A 20,306-nucleotide genomic window follows, 5' to 3' on the forward strand; every position below is an offset into this window, starting at 1 on the left:
TGCGGTTTGATCTGAAAATAGGGATTATCGCGACAGGTTCAATGCGCCTTTACCAACCTGCGGAAATCTGCCGCGGCCCGGACCGGAATCAGGGCGATTCCGGGCTGGTCGCGCAACAGCGGCGCCGCGATCAGCTGTCCGTCCTGCCAGATGGCGGGGCTTGCCGCCGCCTCGTCGCGCAGCAGACCCGAATCACGCCACTGAAGGCGGGACAGCGGCTCCGTCCCTAAGGCCGCGACCTGCTGGCCGACAGCCAGCCCCCGCACCCGCCAGCGGCGATCCCAGATCTGATCGGACGTGGGACCGGTGCGTCGGGCGGCGGCGGCCTCGCGCGTGATACGCAAGCCCCCCCCGGTCGGAGAGATCATCGCCCCGTCCAGCGTCACCCGCCCCTGCGCCAGCATCGCGTCCAGCGCATGGACCAGTGTCGCGCGGCGCGGCGGATAATCGGCGCCCGTCACCCATCGGCAGGCAGCCACCAGAATCCGGCGCCGAATTTCGGGCGGCGCATCACGCAGTGCACCGCGCGGCAAGATCAGGCTGCCGCGATCGACCTGGATATCCACGCTGAGCAGGGTGGCGTAATCGGCCAGCGCATCGCGCGCATCGGCAATATGGGCGGCGGACCGGGCCAGGCCGGACACGTCCAGCCCAAGGGCCGCGATGGCCTGACGCGCCCGGATACGGTCGAAATCAGAGTTGTCGTTGGTGGGATCATCGACCCAGCCGATGTTGTGGGTCGTCAGCCATTCGCGCAGTTCGGCACGCCCGGCGTCCAGCATGGGCCGCAGCCAGCGCATGTCGAAGGCGTCGCGCCATTCCGCCATCGCCGACAGCCCGTCAACCCCAGACCCGCGCGCCAGCCGCATGAGCAGCGTTTCCGCCAGATCGTCGGCCGTATGGCCGAGCGCCACCGCCGGCAGATCGTTTCGCCGCGCCCAGCCCGACAGCAACCGCAGTCGCGCGTCACGGGCCTGTGCCATCAGATTGCCGATCTGCGTGTCGCGCCGCCACAAAAGCACAGCGTGCGGCAGCCCCAGGGCACGGGCGGCGCGGGCCACATCCTCGGCCTCGGCCGCGCTGTCGTCGCGCAGGCCGTGATCGACGGTGGCGACCATGACCCGGCGTCCCTGCGCCCAATCGGCAACAACGTGCATCATCGCCACGGAATCACCACCACCCGACACCGCCAGCCCAACTGCGGGCAGATCCCCCGCCAGCCGGTCCAGCGCGGACCTGATGCGGGCAGCAGCGTCGCGGTTCACGGGTACTCGGCCAGATCAGCCGCGGCCTCCGGGTCCAGCGCCGGGTCCAGCAAGGGATCCAGAACGCCCAGATCGCTGATCCCGCAGCCAAGGCGCGTCACATGGCCTTCGGCCTCGACAGCCTGCGCGCTGCCGGGAAACCGGGCCGGGATCTCGGCAAGGTACAGGCATGCGGCGGTGGCATCGCCCTGCCCCTCGATCACACGGGCGATACCCAACAGGCTTTCGCCTGCGCGCGCGCCATCAGGATCGGCGGCGAAGCCCTCCAGCCACGCGGCGGCGGCCTCGCGCGGTTGCCCGGCCAGAGCCAGCGCCTGCCCGCGCAGGAACAGCGCCTCTGCCGTCAGGGGGCCGCCGGCGTGGGTCTCGGCGACGTCCGCGAACATCTGGGCGGCGCGGGCGTGATCGCCCGCATCCATTGCGGCACGGGCAGCGTCGAAATCGGTCTGCTCGGCCGCGGTCGACGCGGCCTGTCCCGCCCCGCCGTCTGCGGGGGCCGACGGCGCCAACTGCGGGCTGAGCCCTGCCTGCGCTTGAGGCACGGTCAAGGCCGACAGATCACAGCCGGGCTCAGCCTCACACAGGCGGAATTCCAGATCGGACAGACGGCGCTCGCTGTCGCCCGTAATGCGGTTGACCCGGTTTTGCAGCTGTTCGGCCTGATTGGTCAGGCGCATCAACTGCGCCTCCATGGCGTTCATGCGGTCGATGGCACTGGCCCCGCCCGCCGCCTGGAACCCGGCTGCACCGGACGCGACCAGTTCTGCCCGCAACCCTTGCAGGTGGCTGCGCAGGTCAGTCACCTGTTGGCGCATGTCGGCCAAGGTCGCGGCGTCTGGCGCGGCATGAACCGGCACACCAACGGTCAGGGCCAGGAACAGCGCCGGGATCAGCCGCATCACATGCCTGCCCCGACGACGCCCCCGACAGGGGCGGCGCTTGCCACAGGGGCCATTGCCACGGTCGGTGCGGCCTCGGTCACGACGGTCACGACGCGGCGGTTCTGGGCATAGCATCCCTCGTCCGAACAGCTTGCGGCGGGGCGTTCCTTGCCAAAGGACAGCGTCCGGATGCGGCCCGGTGCCACGCCCTGCGCGACAAGATATTCCTGCGCCGCACTGGCCCGCCTTGCCCCAAGCGCAAGGTTGTATTCGCGGGTGCCCGTTTCCTCGGCGTGACCCTGGACCACGGCGGTAAAGCCGGTGTGCCGTGTCAGCCATGCGGCCTGCCCCGCCAGAATGGTGCGCGCCTCGGGGGTCAGGGTCGTCTGGTCGGCGGGGAACAGGACCGTGTCGCCAACCGTCCCGCGGAAATACTGGGCCGTGGCTTCGGCGCCCAGAACGCCACCGGCCAGATCACCCTGAAACACTGCGCCACCGCCCGTGCTGGCGTAGGGATCGACCACAGGCGGCGCCACCGGCGCTGCAGGCTGCGTACAGGCCGCCAGCCCCAGAAGGGCGGCCAGCAGGACAGGCTTGGTCGCGGCGTTCATCATGTCATCCTCATGGCATCAGGGGACCCCAAGACGGGTCCGAAGCAGCAAAGTCAAGGCTCATCGGTCGCATGTTGCGCCCGGTGATGTCCACCGAATGCAGGCGCGGCAGACCGTTTCCACCGGGGGTGGCGCGCGTGAACATCAACACGCGCCCGTTCGGAGCCCAGGTCGGGCCTTCGTCCAGAAAGCTTTCGGTCAACATGCGTTCGGACGACCCGTCGGTGCGCATGGTGCCGATGTGAAAGCGGTCGCCGATCTGCTTGGTAAAGGCGACCAGATCCCCCTTTGGCGACCAGGTTGGCGTGCCGTAACGCCCGTCGCCGAAACTGATGCGCGACGGTTCTGCGCCGTCCAGCCCCATGATGTACAGCTGGGGCGTGCCGGACCTGTCGCTTTCGAATACGATGCGCTGTCCGTCCGGGCTGAACCCGGGAGAGGTGTCGATGGCCGGCGAATTGGTCAGCGCGCGTTGGGCGCCGGTTGCCACGTCCATCAGCCAGATGTCGGTATTGCCGCCCTGTTCGCGCGAATACGCGACCCACCGCCCGTCCGGGCTGAAGGTCGGCGCAAAAGCCATCGTGCTGGCATCGCGGGTCAGCGGCCGGGCGCTGACGGTCGCCACGTCCATCAGCTGGATCTGGGGAAAACCGCTGTCATAGCTGGTGAACAGCAGGCGGCGCCCGTCGGGCGAGAATTTCGGCGCCAGCACCAGGGACGAGCTGTCTGTCATCCACAGGATGTTCGCGCCATCGTAATCCATCACGCCGATCCGCTTGATCCGCGCGCTTTTGGGGCCGGTTTCCTGAACGAACGCCACGCGGCTGTCGAAATAGGGCTTTTCGCCGGTCAGCCGGACATAGATCTGGTCGGCGATCTTGTGCGCCGCGCGACGCCAGTCACCGGCGCGGGCGTCGAACTGCATCCCGTCACCCTGCGGCTGGCCCGACACGACGTCGAACAGCCGGAACCCAACGCTGATATTGTCGCCCATCTGGCGCACCTCGGCCGAAACCAGCGCCTGCGCGTTCACCGCCCGCCAGTCGTCATAGCTGACGGCCTCGGCAAAGCTGGCGGGACGGGTGACATGCGCATCGGCGGGGATCTCGCTGAACAGGCCAGTGCCGGTCAGGTCGTCCGCCACGACCTGACGGATGCGGGCCGCAATCTCGGCATCGCCGTGAAAGGCCGGGATGGCGATCGACATCGGCTCTATCACGCCATCGGTGATCTCGATGCGCAGGGGGGTGTCCTGCGCCACTACGGGACCGGCCGGCAGCAGGGCTGCGGCCAGCAGAAAGGCGGGGGCAAGGATCAATCTGCGGAACATGGCGTCATCACTACCTTTTTTCGGCGAACAGCGAAAGGTGGCCCCACCGCCGGTCAGTCATTGGAACGCGACACCGTCGGGGCGGAAGTCCACCACGACGTCGCGCCAGCGCCCGTATTTCGATGCGGGCAGATCGAATCCCGCGCGTCCGCACATCAGGATGGCGCGGCGGGCGACCTCGAACCCCTGCTGGGCAGCGCCCTCGCTGCCGCCTTGGTAACCTGCCAGGCGCATGCTGTTCTGATCGGGCACCCCGGTCGGGGACAGCGTGAACCCGACCGACACGGTCATCTGCGACGCCTCGACCGACAGTGCGCCCATGTTCCAGCAGTTCTGGATCGCAAAGCGCAACCCGTCACGTTCAGACAGCGTCAGCGGATCACCCATTGGCAGTCCCTGCGCGGCATCCGGCAACGGGGCCGACCGGATCGGGCCGGGGGTCAGCTGCATCATGTCGGCAGGCGGCCCCGAAGGATCGTTCGCCGGGTCAGCCGGGGCCCCGGTTCCGGCCATGGCACCTGCCAGCGCAGCGGCCAGCGGGTCCAGCCCCGCCGAGGCGCCGCTGCCGCCCTCGATCGTCTGCGACGGGCTGCCGGCGGTATCGGACCCCGAGGCGGTGTCCTGTCCTCCGGCCCCGCCCTGCGCTTCCTGCAACGCATCCTCCAACGCCTGCCGGTCAGCCGCCTCGCGCGCGGCCTGTTCGGCAGCGGCCTGACGCTCGGCTTCAGCGGCGGCCGCGGCGGCCTGGCGCGCGGCCTCGGCGCGTCTCTCTTCCTCGGCTGCGGCCTCGGCAGCAGCGCGTCGTTCCTCGGCCTCCGCGGCGGCCTGACGCTCTGCCTCCGCAGCGGCTTGGCGTTCCGCCTCTGCGACCGCAGCCTCGCGTTCGGCCTCGGCGCGGCGCTGTTCTTCGGCTGCGGCGCGACGTTCCTCGTCGGCCTCTGCTGCCGCCTGACGTTCCGCCTCTGCCGCAGCTTGACGTTCGGCATCGGCAGCAGCGTCCGCAGCGGCTTGACGCTCGCGCTCCGCGGCATCAGCGGCCGCTTGCCGTTCTGCCTGGGCTGCGGCATCAGCGGCCGCCTGACGGGCGGCATCGGCTGCAGCATCGGCCGCGTCGCGTTCCGCGTCCGCTGCTGCCTGCCGTTCCGCCTCTGCGGCGGCGGATGCTGCGGCCTGACGCTCCGCCTCGGCTGCCGCTTCGGCTGCAGCATCGGCGGTGGCTTGGCGCGCGGCGGCGGCAGCCGCGTCGGCAGCAGCCTGACGCGCAGCCTCGGCGGCGGCCGCTTCGGCCACACGGCGATTGAACGCGGCAACCAGGTCGGCCGGGCGGTCCTGCGGCCTGCGCGACGCATCAAGCGCCAACACCGATCGCGGCGCGACCGGGACGGCGGCGGCTTCGGGGGTGTCGGTCTGGTTCGCACTGGGCGCGGGCAGATCGGTTGCCACGTCTACCGGTGCCGCAGGCGCGAAATCGCTGAGATCGGGCACCGCTTCGGCGGTGTCGGGCTGTTCCAGCGCTGCCGCCTGCCCCGATTGCGGGGGAACCGCATCGACAGGCCGCGCGGCGCCATCCTCGGTCGGGTCGACAGGGTCGGGCAGCGTGGCGACCGCGGTCGAATCGGCGCCCACCGGCCCTGCCCCGCGGGCGGCTGCGGCGATCGCCTCGAACTCGGCGCCGCTGATGGTAGAGACCTGGGTGGTGCGCACCATCGGGCTGGGCTGCGGGCGGAACAGCGCCCCGCCCAGAATCGCCCACAGGATCAGAGAGCCGTGCGCGACCCCCGAGATCCAGTAACCGATGCGCCCTTCGCGTTCGCCCATGGCCTAGCCGTCCATCCGCGGTCCGCCGGTCTCGGTGACCAGCACGATGTCGGTGATGCCCGCCGCGTTCAGCGCGCCCATGATCTGGACCACGCGGGCATAGGGGATGGTGCCGTCGGCACGCAGAAAGACCCGGCCCGACTGGCGTTCCGCCAGAATCGTGCGCAGCGTCGTCACGACCTGATCGTCGGCCACCGGCTGATCCATCACCGTCAGCGACCCCTCGACCGGGATCGACACCATCAGCGGTTCCTCATCTTCGGTCGGCACGGCGTTGGCCGCGGTTTCGGGCAGGTTCAGCGGCACGCCCGCCGTCATCAGCGGCGCCGCGACCATGAAGATGATCAGCAGCACCAGCATCACGTCCACAAAGGGCGTGACGTTGATTTCGGACATCGGCATGTTCCGCCGACGCCCCTTGCTGCGCACGCGCTTGACGACACCGGATGCCATGTCAGGCCTCGTCCATCTGGCGCGACAGCAGGGTCGAGAACTCGTCCGAGAACGCCTCCCACCCACCGGTGATGCGTTCCGCGTCGCCCGACAGCTTGTTGTAGAAGACGACGGCAGGAATGGCCGCGACCAGGCCCAGGGCGGTGGCCAGCAGGGCCTCGGCGATACCGGGCGCCACGACGGCCAGGCTGGTATCCTGGGTCAGGGCGATGCCCTCGAACGCGGACTTGATGCCCCAGACCGTGCCGAACAGGCCGATGAACGGCGCGGTCGATCCCACGGTCGCCAGAAACGACAGGCCACGGAACAGGCGCTGTTCCTCGCGCTGGATGGCCACGTTCATGGCGCGGTCGATGCGCCCGATACCGCCCGCGATCAGCCGCCCGTCATCGCGGTGGCTGCGGCGCCATTCCGTCATCCCGGCGGAAAAGATTCGCTCGGACGCGCCCTTGGGCCGGTCGCCAAGACGGTCGTACAGGTCGTCCAGCGGTTCGCCCGACCAAAAGGCGCGGTCGAACCGGGCGGCCTCCTTGCGGGCCTGCGCAAAGGTCAGGAACTTTTGCACGATGATCGCCCAGGACCAGAACGAGGCTGCTATCAGCATGATCATGACCACCTGCACCGTCAGCGAGGATCGCCAGAACAAAGCCACGGCCGAAAAATCGATGGCCTCGGCGGCCTGAATGGGTTCCATGGTCTACTGCCTCATCATCAGGGGCCGCAACTGCCACCTGGCAGTCCGGCGTTGCGGCCTGTTACCCTGTAATTGCCACAGGTTTCAGCCCCCGCAGCAACACAATGGCGTCAATTTTAACAAGGTGCGTCCGTGTTGCCGCATCCACGCGGCGGGCCCACCCGGGTTCACGTGTCCGGCAACGCCCGCGACAATGCCGCGGGCAGGCGGATGGGGCGGCCCTGTCCATCCAGGCTGACGATCGTCACGCGGGCCGAAAACAGAACCTCGTCGCCGCGCAGAACCTGTTGATTGACCACGATCCGCGCCGCCGTCGCATGCGACAGGTCGGTGACCACGGTCAGCAGGTCGTCGAACCGCGCCGGGCGCAGATAGTCGGCCTCGAGATGGCGGACGGCAAAGACATGGCCCGACGTCTCCTTCATGCGCATCTGGTCGATGCCGGTGGCGCGCATCCATTCGGACCGCCCCCGCTCGATATACTTCAGATAGTTCGCGTAATAGACGATCCCGGCCAGATCGGTGTCTTCGTAATAAACGCGCAAGGTCAGGTGATGGCTCATGCCCGTCAAAATACGCGGGTTTGGGCCCGTCTGCAATCAGACGTCGAACAGCGTGGCCTGACCGGCGGGCACGGGCATGTCCAAACCCAGATGCCGCCAGGCCCCCTGCGTCAACATCCGCCCGCGCGGGGTCCGCGCGACCAGCCCCTGCTGCAGCAAATAGGGCTCGATCACTTCCTCGATGGCATCGCGGCTCTCGGACAGGGCGGCGGACAGCGTCTCGACCCCCACCGGGCCGCCCGCGTAATGCTGCGCCATCTGCATCAGGTAACGCCGGTCGGCGCCGTCCAACCCCAGATCGTCCACCCCAAGCCGGTTCAGCGCGATGTCAGCGATTTCCCGCGTCAGGCGGCCGTTGCCCTCGACCAGCGCGAAATCGACCACACGGCGCAACAGCCGCCCCGCGATGCGCGGGGTGCCACGGGCGCGGCGGGCGATCTCCATCGTGCCTTCCGGATCGGCGCTGATCCCCATCAGCCGCGCGCCGCGCTGAACGATCAGGTCCAGTTCACCGATCTCATAGAATTGCAGACGCGTCGGAATGCCGAAACGGTCGCGCAACGGCGTGGTCAGCAGGCCAAGCCGCGTGGTCGCGCCGACCAAGGTGAAGGGCTGCAGCTCGATCCGCACGGTACGGGCCGCGGGGCCTTCGCCGATCACCAGGTCCAGCTCGAAATCCTCCATCGCGGGGTACAGGATCTCCTCGACCGCGGGGTTCATGCGGTGGATCTCGTCGATGAACAGGACGTCGCGCGCCTCGAGGTTGGTCAGAATCGCAGCCAGATCGCCGGCCCGCGCAATGACCGGCCCCGACGTCATGCGAAAGTTCACGCCCAGTTCGCGCGACATGATCTGCGCCAGCGTCGTTTTACCCAGACCCGGCGGGCCAAAGAACAGCGTGTGGTCCATCGCCTTGCCGCGCATCTTGGCGCTTTCGATGAACACCTTCAGGTTGGCGCGCGCGTCGGCCTGGCCCACGAATTCGGACAGGTTCTGCGGGCGCAGGGCCCGATCCTCGACATCGCTATCCAGCTTTTCGGGACGCAGGTCGGGGTCCGGACCGCTCATCCGCGACCCCAGGGCGTGCGGGGCTTGGCGCCCGTGCGGGGAATGCGGCTCGGCGCCGTGGCGACGGGGGCACGCGGTGCGGTGCCGTCCATCGCCATCAGCCGGGTGATGCGATCCTCGGTCGGGGGATGGGTGGTGAACAGGCGGTCGGCCCGCATCGCGTGCAGCGGGTTGATGATGAACATCGCCGCCGCCGCAGGGTTCTTTTCGGCGGGCAGATTCACGCTGCGCCCCGCCGCCTGCGCGATCCGCTGCAACGCCAATGCCAAGGCCCGCGGCTTGCCGCTGATCTGCGCGCCGGTGGCGTCGGCCTCGTACTCGCGCGCACGCGAGATTGCCATCTGCACCATCATCGCGGCCATCGGGGCCAGGATCATCGCCAGGATGCCGCCGAACATGCCCCCACGCCCTTCGCGGCTGCCCGCGAACAGCATCATGTTGCCCATCATCGCAATGGCACCGGCCATGGTCGCCGTGATGGTCATGGTCAGCGTGTCGCGATGCCTGATATGGGCCAGCTCATGGGCGATCACGCCCTCGATCTCGTCTGCGGACAGGTGGTTCAGCAGCCCCTGCGTCACCGCCACGGCCGAATTTTCGGGATTGCGCCCAGTGGCAAAGGCGTTGGGCTGCTGGGTCGGCAGCAGGTACAGCTTGGGCATCGGCATCTGCGCGCGTTCGGCCAGCCGCGCGGTCATCGCGTACAGCTCGGCCCCCTGCTGGGGCGACAGTTCGACTGCACCCTGCTGGCGCAGGACCATCTTGTCGCTGTTCCAGTAGCTGAAAAAGTTCATGCCCCCCGCAATCACCAGCGCGATCAACGCGCCGCCCGATCCGCCCAGCATCCAGCCCAAGGCCATGACCAGCGCGGTCAGCGCGGCCATCAGCACAAAGACCTTGACGTTTCCTGCCATGTTCAGACCTCCGGTTCAGTCCTTGGGCGCCAGCAGACGCAGCGCGGCACGGATCAACGCCGGCATGGCGGCCGACGGTTCCCGTGCCTGCGCCTCGGCCACGGCGGATGCCGCCTCCGACGGGCCATAGCCCAGATTGGTCAGCGCCGACAGCGCGTCCGCCATCGCCTGACCCTGATCCGCGCCGGTCGCGGCGGCAGGGGCATCGGCGCGGCCACGCGCGGATGCAGCGGAGGGGCCGGGCTCGATGCCCGGCTCTTCCGCATCACCGCCCGCGGCAACGTCCCCCGCATCGATGGTCAGCGCGCCGCCCAGGGCCATGACCGACGGCGCCTTGTCCTTCAATTCCAGCACGATCCGCTGCGCCAGCTTGGGCCCGACCCCGTTCGCCTTGCGCACCGACGCCCAATCACCCAACGCGATCGCCCGTCCCAGGCCCTCAGGGCCAAGCGTGCTCAGGATCGCCAGCGACACCTTGGCCCCCACCCCCTGCACAGACGTCAGCAGCCGGTGCCACTCCTTGTCCAGCATGGTTGGAAACCCGAACAGCTGCAGCAGGTCCTCGCGCACCAGCAGTTCGGTATACAGCGCCGCCGCCTGCCCCACCGGGGGCAGACCCGCCGCAGTCCTCTCGCTGACATGAATGATGTATCCCACGCCCCGCACGTCGATCAGAACATGATCGCGTGCCCGGTGCAGGATGACGCCGGCGATCCGCCCGATCATGCCGCACCCCGCTTTGGCGTGGCGACCCGCAGCGTGCGCCCCTGCAGATGGCGCGCATGGCAGATGGCGATGGCCAGCGCATCGGCCGCGTCCGCACTGTCAAAGACAGTCCCCGGCAGCTGGATGCGGACCATGTGCTGGACCTGCTCTTTGGCCGCGTGACCCACGCCCACGACGGTCTTCTTGACCGCGTTGGGCGCGTATTCCCCAACCGATATCCCCGCCTCTGCGGGCGCCAACAGAGCCACGCCCCGTGCCTGTCCCAGCTTCAGCGTGCCGGTCGCGTCCTTGTTGACAAAGGTCTGCTCGACCGCGGCCTCGTCCGGGGCATGGGCGGCGATCACCGCACAAAGGCCGCGGAACAGGACCGACAGGCGCGCGCCCAGATCCTGTGCGCCGTCCGAATGGATGGTGCCGTTGGCGATGTGACGAATGCGCGATCCGTCCACCTCGATCACTCCCCAACCCATGTTCCGCAAACCGGGATCGATGCCCAAGACCTTCATGCTGCCCTCTTTTTTTCGATTGTTAGCACGAAGCGCGAACATCTGGCCAGAGGCATGCCCAGACCGGGCATGGGTATCTGGACAAAGACGACGCCGCGCTCATTCCTCGATTACGTCCAGCACACCCGGCACCGCGCGCAGGGCCTGGCGGGCGGGGGTGGTCAGAGGGGCGTCGTTGGCGACCTCGATCTCGATGATCTCGTCGCCCTCGCGGATGCGCAGGCGGATCGGGCCGCGCGACCGGGGCGGCACGATGATGTCGGTGCGGATGCGGTTCAACACCTCGACCAGGCGGGGGATGGTGTCGGCGCCCTGCATCTCGACCGCAAGGCAGCCTGCGCCCGCGTCGGCCACGGCATCCTCCAGCGCGGTCACCGAATTTGCCAGCATCTTGACCTGATCGCCCGACGGCTCGACCTTGACCTGCAGCACGACACTGGCCCCCGGTTCCAGCTTGTCGCGGCTGGCGGTCAGCAGGTCCGAAAACACCGTGACCTCATAGAGGCCCGTCGGGTCCGACAGGCTGACAAAGGCATAGGCGGTGCCCTTGGCCGACTTGCGCTCCATCCGCGCGGCGACCGTGCCCGCGATCTGGGCCACCAGCGGACCGTTCAGGGCGTCCTGGCTGATCTCGGCCAGGGTCATCACCTTCTTGCGGCGCAGGGCCGGCAGATAATCGTCCAGCGGATGCCCGGACAGGTAGAACCCGACGGCCTTGTGCTCCTCTCCCAACTTCTCGGTGGGCAACCAGATGCCCGACAGGGGCGCGCGCGGCGGCGGCAGGTCCTCACCGCCCCCGAACAGGGATGTCTGGCTGGAGGCCGCCTGACTTTGCACCGCCGCCGACCAGGCGACCAGCCCGTCCAATGACTTCATCACCCGCGCACGGTTGTCGTCCAGCCCGTCAAAGGCACCGGCCCGGGCCAGCATCTCCAGCGGGCGCTTGCCCACGCGCTTCATGTCGGTGCGGCGTGCCAGGTCACGGATGTCGCCGAACGGCTGGTCCGCCCGCGCGTCATGGATCAGGCGCATCGCCTCCAGCCCCACACCTTTCAGCGCGCCCAAGGCATAGTGGATGCGCCCCGGTCCCACGGTAAAGGTGGGGGCCGAACGGTTGACGCAGGGCGGCACGATCTCGATCCCCATCCGGTCGCATTCGCGCTTATAGACGGCCAGCTTGTCGGTCAGATGGATATCACAGTTCATGACCGCGGCCATGAACTCGACCGGGTGGTTCGCCTTGAGCCACGCGGTCTGATAGCTGACCACCGCATAGGCCGCCGCGTGGGACTTGTTGAAGCCGTAGTTGGCGAACTTTTCCAGCAGGTCAAAGACCTCTCCGGCCTTCTTGTCGGGCACGCCGTTGGCGACGGCACCCTTGACGAATTTGGGTCGCTCCTTGGCCATTTCGGCGGCGATCTTCTTGCCCATCGCGCGGCGCAGCAGGTCCGCGCCGCCAAGGCTGTATCCCGCCATGACCTGGGCGATCTGCATCACCTGTTCCTGATAGACGATGATGCCCTGGGTTTCGGCCAAAATGTCGTCGATGGTCGGGTGAATCGATTCCAGGTCGCGCAAACCGTTCTTGACCTCGCAATAGGTCGGGATGTTCTCCATCGGGCCGGGACGGTACAGCGCCACCAACGCCACGATGTCCTCGATGCAGGTGGGCTTCATGCGGCGCAGCGCGTCCATCATGCCCGAGGATTCCACCTGGAACACCGCGACCGTGCGGGCGCTGGCGAACAGATCATAGCTGGCCTTGTCGTCCAGCGGGATCAGGTTGATCTGGTTTTCGGTCCCCGGCGTGGGGTCGTACAGCTGTCGCCCTTCGGCGGCGATGTGCAGCGGGCGGCCCTGCCCGTTGATCAGGTCCACCGCGTTCTGGATCACCGTCAGCGTCTTGAGGCCCAGAAAGTCGAACTTGACCAACCCGGCCTGTTCGACCCATTTCATGTTGAACTGGGTCGCGGGCATATCGGACGCCGGATCGCGGTACAGCGGCACCAACTGATCCAGCGGCCGGTCCCCGATCACCACCCCCGCCGCGTGGGTGGAGGCGTTGCGATACAGCCCCTCCAGCTGTTCGGCGTAGTCCAGCAGGCGGGCCACGACCTCTTCGCGCGCGGCCTCGCGCAGACGCGGTTCGTCGGCGCGGGCCTTGGCGATGCTGACGGGTTTCACCCCCTCGACCGGGATCATCTTGGACAGGCGGTCCACCTGACCGAAGGGCAGCTGCAGCACCCGGCCCACGTCGCGGACGGCGGCCTTGGACAGCAATGCGCCGAACGTAATGATCTGGCCCACCTTGTCGGCACCGTACTTGCCCTGCACGTAACGGATCACCTCTTCGCGGCGGTCCATGCAGAAGTCGATGTCGAAATCGGGCATGCTGACGCGTTCCGGGTTCAGGAACCGCTCGAACAGCAGGTTGTAGCGCAGCGGGTCAAGGTCGGTGATGGTCAGCGCATAGGCGACCAGCGAACCGGCACCCGACCCGCGACCGGGTCCGACAGGGATGCCCTGTTCCTTGGCCCAATGGATGAAATCGGCCACGATCAGGAAATAGCCGGGAAACCCCATCTGTTCGATGATGCCCAGTTCGAAATCCAGACGCGCGGTGTACTCCTCCAGCGTGACCGCGTGGGGGATCACCTTCAGACGTTCGGCCAGACCGGCATGGGCCTGACGGCGCAGTTCCGTCACCTCGTCATCGGCGAATTTCGGCAGGATCGGCGCGTGCTTGGCCACCGCAAAGGCGCAGCGGCGGGCGATTTCCACGGTGTTCTCGATCGCCTCGGGCAGGTCGGCGAACAGGACGGCCATCTCCTCGGCCGATTTGAAATAGTGCTGGGGCGTCAGGCGGCGGCGGGGCTGCGATTGATCGACATAGGCCTTTTCCGCGATGCAGATCAGCGCGTCATGGGCCTCGTACATCGTGGTCTTGGGGAAATGGACGTCGTTCGTCGCTACCAGCGGCAGGTCGCGTGCATAGGCCATCTCGATCAGCCCGGCCTCGGATGCGGCCTCGGCGGCCATCAGCTGGCCGTTCTCTCCGGGGTGGCGCTGCAATTCGACATACAGCCGGTCGCCAAAGGCCCCCGACAATCGGTCGGCCAATGCTTCGGCCTTGGGCATCTGTCCCTGCGCGATCAACAGGCCCACCGGTCCCATCGCCCCGCCGGTCAGGCAGATCAGCCCCTCGGCCCGGTCGCACACCTCGTCGACCGTCACATGCGGCAGCGCACCGCCGTCGCGCAGATACAGGCAGGTCGATAGCGCCATCAGGTTCATCCAGCCCGCCTGGTTCTGCGCCAGCAGGACCACGGGGCCGGTGGCATCCGCCATCAGTGTCACCTGACAGCCGACAAGGGGCTGGATACCCTTGTCGCGGGCCTTCACGCTGAATTCCAGCGCGGCGAACATGTTGTTCGTGTCGGTCAGCGCGACTGCCGGCATGCCTGCATCAAGGGCAAGGCTTGGCAATTTGCCTACGGGAATGGCACCTTCCAGCAAAGAATGCTCGGAATGTGTGCGAAGGTGGATGAATCGGGGGGATTTTGCGGCCATAGTAGGGACAGTATCGCAGCCTGACCAAACAGCGCAATTGCGCGCCTGCCGAAATGCGGTCTAAGCAGGTCAAGGATTTGACCAAGGGGACAGAATTGACCGACATGCCTGTGTTCCGCGCCAAGGGTCTGGGCAAGTCCTATCCCGGTGTCCGCGCCAATGACGACGTGTCGTTCCAGGTCATGCCCGGAGAGATCCACGCCCTGCTGGGCGAGAATGGCGCGGGAAAATCCACGCTGGTCAAGATGATCTATGGCCTGGTGCGGCCTGATGACGGGCAGATGTGGCTGGGCGAGGCCGCGCATGCGCCATCCGATCCGCGCGCGGCGCGGGCCGCGGGCGTGGCGATGGTGTTCCAGCATTTCAGCCTGTTCGACGCGCTGACGGTGGCCGAGAACATCGCCCTGGGAATGGAGAACCCGCCGCCACGCCGCGAACTGTCGGCGCGCATCACCAAGGTCAGCCACGATTTCGGCCTGCCGCTGAACCCCGCCCGCCGCATCGTCACCCTGTCCGCAGGCGAACGCCAGCGGGTCGAGATCATCCGCTGCCTGCTGCAGAACCCGCGCCTCTTGATCATGGACGAACCGACCAGCGTCCTGACCCCGCAAGAGGCCGAATTGCTGTTCGCCACCCTGCGCAAGCTGGCAGCAGCAGGCACCGCGATCCTGTATATCAGCCACAAGCTGGACGAAATCCGCAGCCATTGCGACTGCGCCACGATCCTGCGCCACGGTCGCGTCGTCGACAGTTGCGACCCGCGCGCCCATTCAGCTCGCGATCTGGCCGCGATGATGGTCGGCGGCCAGATGCGCCAGATCGACCGGTCGGGCCGCCAGCCCGGCGCCGTCCTGCTGGAGGTCCGCGCCCTGTCCCAGCCCGCGCCGAATGCCGAAGGCACGGCGCTGAAGGACATCGCTCTGACGCTCCGCGCCGGAGAGATCCTGGGCATCGGCGGCGTCGCCGGCAACGGCCAGGAGGAGCTGCTGGCCGCCCTGTCGGGCGAGATCCGCAGTGCGCCCGGCAGCGTCACGCTGGAGGGTGTGGACCTGTCGGCGACCGGCCCCGAGCCGCGCCGCGTCGCCGGTCTGCTCAGCGCGCCCGAAGACCGTCTGGGCCACGCGGCCGTCCCCGATTTCAGCCTGACCGAAAACACCCTGCTGACCGCGGGCAGTCGCAAGTCGCTGGTCCGCCGCGGGGTGATCGACCACACCGCCGCGCGCGACTATGCGTTGGCGGTGATCGAAGGGTTCGACGTCCGCACCCCCGGCCCTCATGTCGCGGCCCGCGCGCTGTCGGGCGGCAACCTGCAGAAATTCGTCATCGGCCGCGAGGTCATGCAGAACCCGCGCGTGCTGGTGGTGAACCAGCCCACCTGGGGTGTCGATGCGGGGGCGGCCGCCAGCGTGCGCCAATCGCTGCTTGACCTGGCCCGTGCGGGCGCGGGCGTCATCGTCATCTCTCAGGATCTGGATGAGCTTTTGGAACTGTCCGACCGTTTCTGCGCCCTGAACGAAGGCCGCCTGTCGCCGCCCGTCCCCACGGACGGGCTGACGCTGGACCGCATCGGCCTGATGCTGGGCGGCGCGCATGGCATGCAGGAGGCGCACCCATGATCACGCTGATCCCCCGCCAGAGCGCTTCGACCGGCTGGCAGATCGCGACGCCGGTGATGGCCGTGCTGGCGACGATGGTCACCGGCGGGCTGTTGTTCGCGCTGTTGGGGCATGACCCGATTGCGGCGATCCGCACGATCTTCTGGGACCCGCTGTTCGGCCCCGCCGCCAGCTATTCCCGCCCGCAACTGCTGATCAAGGCCGCGCCGCTGATCCTGATCGCATCCGGTCTGGCCATCGGGTTTCGGGCCGGCATCTGGAACATCGGGGCCGAGGGACAGTACATCATGGGCGGCATCACCGGCGCCGCCGTGGCGCTGGCGCTGTACCCGCTGGAGGCGGGGTGGCTGTTCCCGCTGATGGTCGCGGCCGGTCTGTCCGGGGGCTGGGCCTGGGGGATGATCCCCGCGCTGCTGCGCAACTGGTTCGGCGCGTCAGAGATTCTGGTGTCGCTGATGCTGGTCTATGTCGCCCAACGGATCGCCGCGTGGATGGCGTTCGGCCCGATGCGCAACCCGCAGGGCATGGGCTTTCCCGGGTCGCGCAACCTGCAGCAATACCCGTCCGCCGCGAACCCCGAACTGATCGCGGGGACCGGCGCGCATTGGGGCGTCGTGGCCGCCGCCGCCGCCGTCCTTGCCACATGGTTCCTGATGAGCCGCCATATCCGCGGGTTCCACATCCGCGCCGCGGGCACCGCGCCACGCGCCGCGCGTTTCGCGGGCGTGCGCCCGCAGACGCTGGTGGCGTTCTGCCTGGGCCTGTCGGGCGCGCTGGCTGGTGCCGCGGGCCTGTTCGAGGTCGCGGGCCCTGCCGGTCAGGTCACCGACAAGCTGGGCGTCGGATACGGATTCACCGCGATCATCGTGGCGTTTCTGGGGCGGCTGCACCCGGTGGGCATCCTGCTGGCCGGGCTGTTGCTGGCGCTGACCTATATCGGCGGAGAACTGGCACAGCTGACCATGTCCCTGCCCGCCGCCACCGTTCAGGTGTTCCAGGGGATGCTGCTGTTCTTCCTGTTGGGGTTCGACGTCCTGACCCGCTATCAGATCCGTACAAGGCGCATCGCATGATCGACCCCCTGTCCGTCTTCCTGCTGCTGATCTCGGCATCCACCCCGATCCTGTTCGCCGCCCTTGGTGAACTGGTCGCCGAGCGCGCGGGCATCCTGAACCTTGGGGTCGAAGGGATGATGATCACCGGCGCGCTGGCCGGGTTCGCCGCCGCCTATGCCAGCGGCAACCCGTTTCTGGGCTTTTTGGTCGCAGCCCTGGCAGGCGCTGCCATATCGCTGCTGTTCGCGGCGCTGACGCAGCTGTTTCTGGCCAATCAGGTTGCATCGGGGCTGGCGCTGACACTGTTCGGGCTGGGTCTGGCCGCGATGTTCGGCAAGCCGTTCGAAGGCGTCAAGGCGCCGCCCATGCCCATCGGGCCGCTGCGCATCAACTGGATCGTCTGGCTGGGGCTGGTGATGGTGCCGGTCGTCTGGTGGTTCCTGAACCGCACCCGGCGCGGCCTGATCCTGCGCGGCGTGGGCGAAAACCACGAGGCCGCCCATGCCCTGGGCTATGATGTGCGCGTGACCCGGCTGGCGGCCATCGCCTTTGGCGGGGCGATGGCGGGCGTCGGCGGGGCGTTCATCTCGATCGCGACGGTCCTGCAATGGACCGAGGGGATGACCGCGGGCGCAGGCTGGATCGCGCTGGCCATCGTCGTCTTTTCCAACTGGACCGCGCCGGGGGTGCTGGCGGGGGCGTGGCTGTTCGGCGGCGTCACCGTGCTGCAGCTGCGTCTGCAGGCGGCGGGCGTGCAGGTGCCGGTACAGCTGTTGTCGATGGCGCCCTATCTGGCGACCATCATCGTGCTGGTGGCCATTTCCGCCCGCCAGAAATACGCGCGGCGCGCGGGGGCGGCTGCCCCCGGCTCGCTTGGGACCAATTTCCACGCGCTGCGGTAGAACCGCGGCCGATCACTTCAGAGAGGGATACCATGAACCGCAGACATCTTCTGGCCACGGCCGCCGCCCTGATGACCGCGATGGCCGCCCCGGCCATGGCGCAGGACGAGCCGCTGAAGGTCGGCTTCATCTATGTCGGTCCGGTGGGCGACGGAGGCTGGACCTATCAGCATGACTTGGCCCGTCAGGCAGTCGAGGCTGAATACGGCGACCGCGTGGAAACCACCTTCATCGAGAGCGTCCCCGAAGGCGCCGACGCCGAACGCGCCCTGACCCAGCTGGCGCTGGCCGGAAACGAGCTGATCTTTGCGACCAGCTTTGGTTTCATGGACCCGGTGATGAACGTCGCGGCCAAGTTTCCCGACGTGCGTTTCGAACACGCCACCGGCTACAAGCAGGCCGAGAACGTCGCCACCTATGACGCGCGCTTCTACGAGGGCCGGGCGGTGATCGGCACCATCGCGGGCCACATGACGGAATCGAACAAGATCGGCTATATCGGGTCCTTCCCGATCCCCGAGGTGATCCAGGGCATCAACTCCAGCTTCATCCACGCCCGCAAGGTGAACCCCGATGTCGAGATGCGCGTCGTCTGGGCCTATAGCTGGTTCGATCCGGCGAAAGAGGCCGAGGCCGCATCGGCCCTGCTGGCCGAAGGCGTCGACGTGATCCTGCAGCACACCGATTCGACCGCTCCCCTGGCGCAGGCCCAGCAGGCCGGCGCCATCGGTTTCGGTCAGGCCAGCGACATGGCGGCGTTCGCCCCCAGCCCGCGCGTGGCGTCGATCATCGACGAATGGTCGCCCTATTACATCAAGCGCGTCGGCGCGATGCTGGACGGCACCTGGGAAAGCGGCGCCAGCTGGGCCGGCATCGGTGACGGAGAGGTCGTGATCGGAGAGATCACCGACGCCGTCCCCGCCGAGGTCAAGGCCGAGGCCGAGGCCCTGCGCGACGCCATCGGCGCGGGCGAGTACCACCCCTTCACCGGCCCGCTGAACAAGGCCGACGGCACCGCCTGGCTGGCCGAAGGAGAGGTCGCCAGCGACGCGGACCTGCAGTCGATGAACTTCTACGTCGAGGGCATCACTGCGCAGATCCCGCAGTAGCATCGCCTGAAAGGGCGCCCGACAGGCCCGGTCCGCTTGCCAGCGGTCCGGGCATTTTGCATGCTGCGCGGATTGCCGCGGCCACCCCCCTTTCGTTCCGGATCACCATGCCCCTTCCCAGCCTCGAATCGCTTGCCAAGCGGATCTACGACCATCTTCCCCGCGGCTGGACGGCAGGTCTGGACATGGTGCTGCGGCGGCGTCACGGCAGGCACAGGGCGCCTGCGCGGCTGGATGTGATGACGGCCGTGGCGGGGCCGGATGTGGACGTGGTTCAGGTGATGCTTTTGTCGCTGTCCGAAAGCCATCCCCGCGACCGGATCGAGTTCTGGTTCCTGCATCTGCCCCTGCCGCGGCCGGTTCTGGACGGGCTTGTCCAGTTCTGCGAGACCCTGCCGAACCTGACGCTGCATCTGGTTGCGGTGCCCGACACCCAGCCCTTCGTCCATCTCAGCAAGATCGGCGCCCGACCCTACGGCGCCCGCTATCTGTGGCTGGCCGCGCATGAACACCTGCCTGCGGATCTGTCGCGCGTGATTTTTCTGGACCCGCTGGACATCATCGTTGCCGATGATTTGGTGCCGTTCCTGCACCACCCGTTCTTTGGAAAATATATCGTCGCCTGTCGCGAGGTGCCGTCCGTCCCGCCGCTTATGATCGGTCCTGCCCAGCGAGCCCATGCGCGCGGTCGGCGCCAACGCACGATCCTGCGCGTGTCCAAAGGCGTGATGAACAGCGGCGCCATCGTCCTGAACCTGGACAAGTTCCGGCGCGACGGTATCGGTATCGACGACTATATCGCGGTGGGGGAATGGGCACAGGGGCTTGGCATGACCTTTGGCGATCAGGGCCTGTTCTCGCTGACCCATGGCAGCCATTACACGCAGGCCCATGACCGATGGAATTTTCGGTTCTTCAATACGGCGCGGCGTCCCCAGCGGTTGCGGGCGGCTGTCGTGCATTTTGCGGGCAACATTCCGAAACCGTTCCACCTGCGGCTGACTCCTCAGGAAGAAGCCAGAATCACGGACGTGATGGCGCAGCGCGGGCTCTATAAGATGCCCATTCACCGCAACCAGATGATCAGCCCGGTCTATTTCCCGTATTACCGCGCATGGTGGGCGATCTGTGCCCGCACGCCCGTCCATGATCGCATCGCACCGCTGGCGGACGCGACCACGGCGCGGCTGCTGGCCGGTCTGGACCTGCTTGCTCAGGACTGATG

The 20,306-nt window shown here is 67.7% G+C and carries 18 protein-coding genes; 5 read left to right on the forward strand and 13 right to left on the reverse strand.

From position 1 onward, the window contains the following. Positions 1-38: 38 nt before the first annotated feature. The 13 genes from tilS to dnaE form a co-directional block, all read right to left on the reverse strand. The gene (gene tilS / locus ACJJVR_RS05600; protein ID WP_405402887.1) at positions 39-1,265 is read right to left on the reverse strand and encodes a tRNA lysidine(34) synthetase TilS; all 1,227 of its coding nucleotides are present in this window, start codon (positions 1,263-1,265) and stop codon (positions 39-41) included. Then, complete coding sequence (locus ACJJVR_RS05605; protein WP_405402889.1) at positions 1,262-2,164, reverse strand: tetratricopeptide repeat protein; 903 nt, start codon at positions 2,162-2,164, stop codon at positions 1,262-1,264. Before ACJJVR_RS05605 ends, tilS begins: the two co-directional genes overlap by 4 nt. After that, positions 2,164-2,760 (reverse strand): peptidoglycan-associated lipoprotein, encoded by a 597-nt coding sequence (locus tag ACJJVR_RS05610; protein ID WP_405402890.1) that lies wholly within the window; start codon positions 2,758-2,760, stop codon positions 2,164-2,166. The genes ACJJVR_RS05605 and ACJJVR_RS05610 overlap by 1 nt, the downstream gene beginning before the upstream one ends. A 7-nt stretch (positions 2,761-2,767) precedes the next feature. Further along, complete coding sequence (gene tolB / locus ACJJVR_RS05615; protein ID WP_405402892.1) at positions 2,768-4,087, reverse strand: Tol-Pal system beta propeller repeat protein TolB; 1,320 nt, start codon at positions 4,085-4,087, stop codon at positions 2,768-2,770. A gap of 57 nt (positions 4,088-4,144) precedes the next feature. Next, positions 4,145-5,905, reverse strand: coding sequence for a protein TolA (locus ACJJVR_RS05620; RefSeq protein WP_405402893.1), 1,761 nt, complete (start codon positions 5,903-5,905; stop codon positions 4,145-4,147). A 3-nt stretch (positions 5,906-5,908) separates the two neighbouring features. Next, positions 5,909-6,358 carry an ExbD/TolR family protein gene (locus tag ACJJVR_RS05625; protein ID WP_405402895.1) on the reverse strand — a complete coding sequence of 150 codons (450 nt, stop codon included), beginning with the start codon at positions 6,356-6,358 and terminating at the stop codon, positions 5,909-5,911. Between the two features lies 1 nt (position 6,359). Further along, positions 6,360-7,052 carry a protein TolQ gene (gene tolQ, locus ACJJVR_RS05630; RefSeq protein ID WP_405402897.1) on the reverse strand — a complete coding sequence of 231 codons (693 nt, stop codon included), beginning with the start codon at positions 7,050-7,052 and terminating at the stop codon, positions 6,360-6,362. Positions 7,053-7,219: 167 nt separating this feature from the next. Continuing rightward, on the reverse strand, positions 7,220-7,615 hold the full coding sequence (gene ybgC / locus ACJJVR_RS05635) for a tol-pal system-associated acyl-CoA thioesterase (RefSeq protein WP_405402898.1): 396 nt from the start codon (positions 7,613-7,615) through the stop codon (positions 7,220-7,222). 36 nt (positions 7,616-7,651) lie between these two features. After that, positions 7,652-8,683 carry a Holliday junction branch migration DNA helicase RuvB gene (gene ruvB, locus ACJJVR_RS05640; RefSeq protein WP_405402900.1) on the reverse strand — a complete coding sequence of 344 codons (1,032 nt, stop codon included), beginning with the start codon at positions 8,681-8,683 and terminating at the stop codon, positions 7,652-7,654. Continuing rightward, positions 8,680-9,597 (reverse strand): zinc metalloprotease HtpX, encoded by a 918-nt coding sequence (gene htpX, locus ACJJVR_RS05645; protein ID WP_405402902.1) that lies wholly within the window; start codon positions 9,595-9,597, stop codon positions 8,680-8,682. The genes ruvB and htpX overlap by 4 nt, the downstream gene beginning before the upstream one ends. Positions 9,598-9,612: 15 nt before the next feature. Next, positions 9,613-10,323: a Holliday junction branch migration protein RuvA gene (gene ruvA, locus ACJJVR_RS05650; RefSeq protein ID WP_405402904.1), complete on the reverse strand. Its 711-nt coding sequence runs from the start codon at positions 10,321-10,323 to the stop codon at positions 9,613-9,615. Beyond that, positions 10,320-10,829: a crossover junction endodeoxyribonuclease RuvC gene (gene ruvC / locus ACJJVR_RS05655; RefSeq protein ID WP_405402905.1), complete on the reverse strand. Its 510-nt coding sequence runs from the start codon at positions 10,827-10,829 to the stop codon at positions 10,320-10,322. Before ruvC ends, ruvA begins: the two co-directional genes overlap by 4 nt. 99 nt (positions 10,830-10,928) lie before the next feature. After that, positions 10,929-14,399, reverse strand: a complete 3,471-nt coding sequence (gene dnaE / locus ACJJVR_RS05660) for a DNA polymerase III subunit alpha (protein WP_405402907.1) — start codon at positions 14,397-14,399, stop codon at positions 10,929-10,931. Between the two features lie 104 nt (positions 14,400-14,503). On the opposite strand from dnaE, the gene ACJJVR_RS05665 reads away from it, so the two are divergent. The 5 genes from ACJJVR_RS05665 to ACJJVR_RS05685 all read left to right on the forward strand — a co-directional run bounded on the left by ACJJVR_RS05665 (position 14,504) and on the right by ACJJVR_RS05685 (position 20,304). Beyond that, entirely contained in the window at positions 14,504-16,015 is a 1,512-nt protein-coding gene (locus ACJJVR_RS05665; RefSeq protein WP_405403547.1) for an ABC transporter ATP-binding protein, read from the forward strand. Next, positions 16,012-17,088, forward strand: coding sequence for an ABC transporter permease (locus ACJJVR_RS05670; protein ID WP_405402909.1), 1,077 nt, complete (start codon positions 16,012-16,014; stop codon positions 17,086-17,088). The genes ACJJVR_RS05665 and ACJJVR_RS05670 overlap by 4 nt, the downstream gene beginning before the upstream one ends. Continuing rightward, complete coding sequence (locus ACJJVR_RS05675; protein ID WP_405402911.1) at positions 17,085-17,972, forward strand: ABC transporter permease; 888 nt, start codon at positions 17,085-17,087, stop codon at positions 17,970-17,972. Before ACJJVR_RS05670 ends, ACJJVR_RS05675 begins: the two co-directional genes overlap by 4 nt. A 32-nt stretch (positions 17,973-18,004) precedes the next feature. Beyond that, a complete protein-coding gene (locus ACJJVR_RS05680; protein ID WP_405402913.1) occupies positions 18,005-19,081 on the forward strand; it encodes a BMP family ABC transporter substrate-binding protein in 1,077 nt (358 codons plus the stop codon). A 107-nt stretch (positions 19,082-19,188) separates the two neighbouring features. After that, entirely contained in the window at positions 19,189-20,304 is a 1,116-nt protein-coding gene (locus tag ACJJVR_RS05685; RefSeq protein ID WP_405402914.1) for a glycosyltransferase, read from the forward strand. Positions 20,305-20,306: the final 2 nt, after the last annotated feature.

This window comes from Paracoccus sp. Ld10, from assembly GCF_045064235.1.
Taxonomy (GTDB): domain Bacteria; phylum Pseudomonadota; class Alphaproteobacteria; order Rhodobacterales; family Rhodobacteraceae; genus Paracoccus.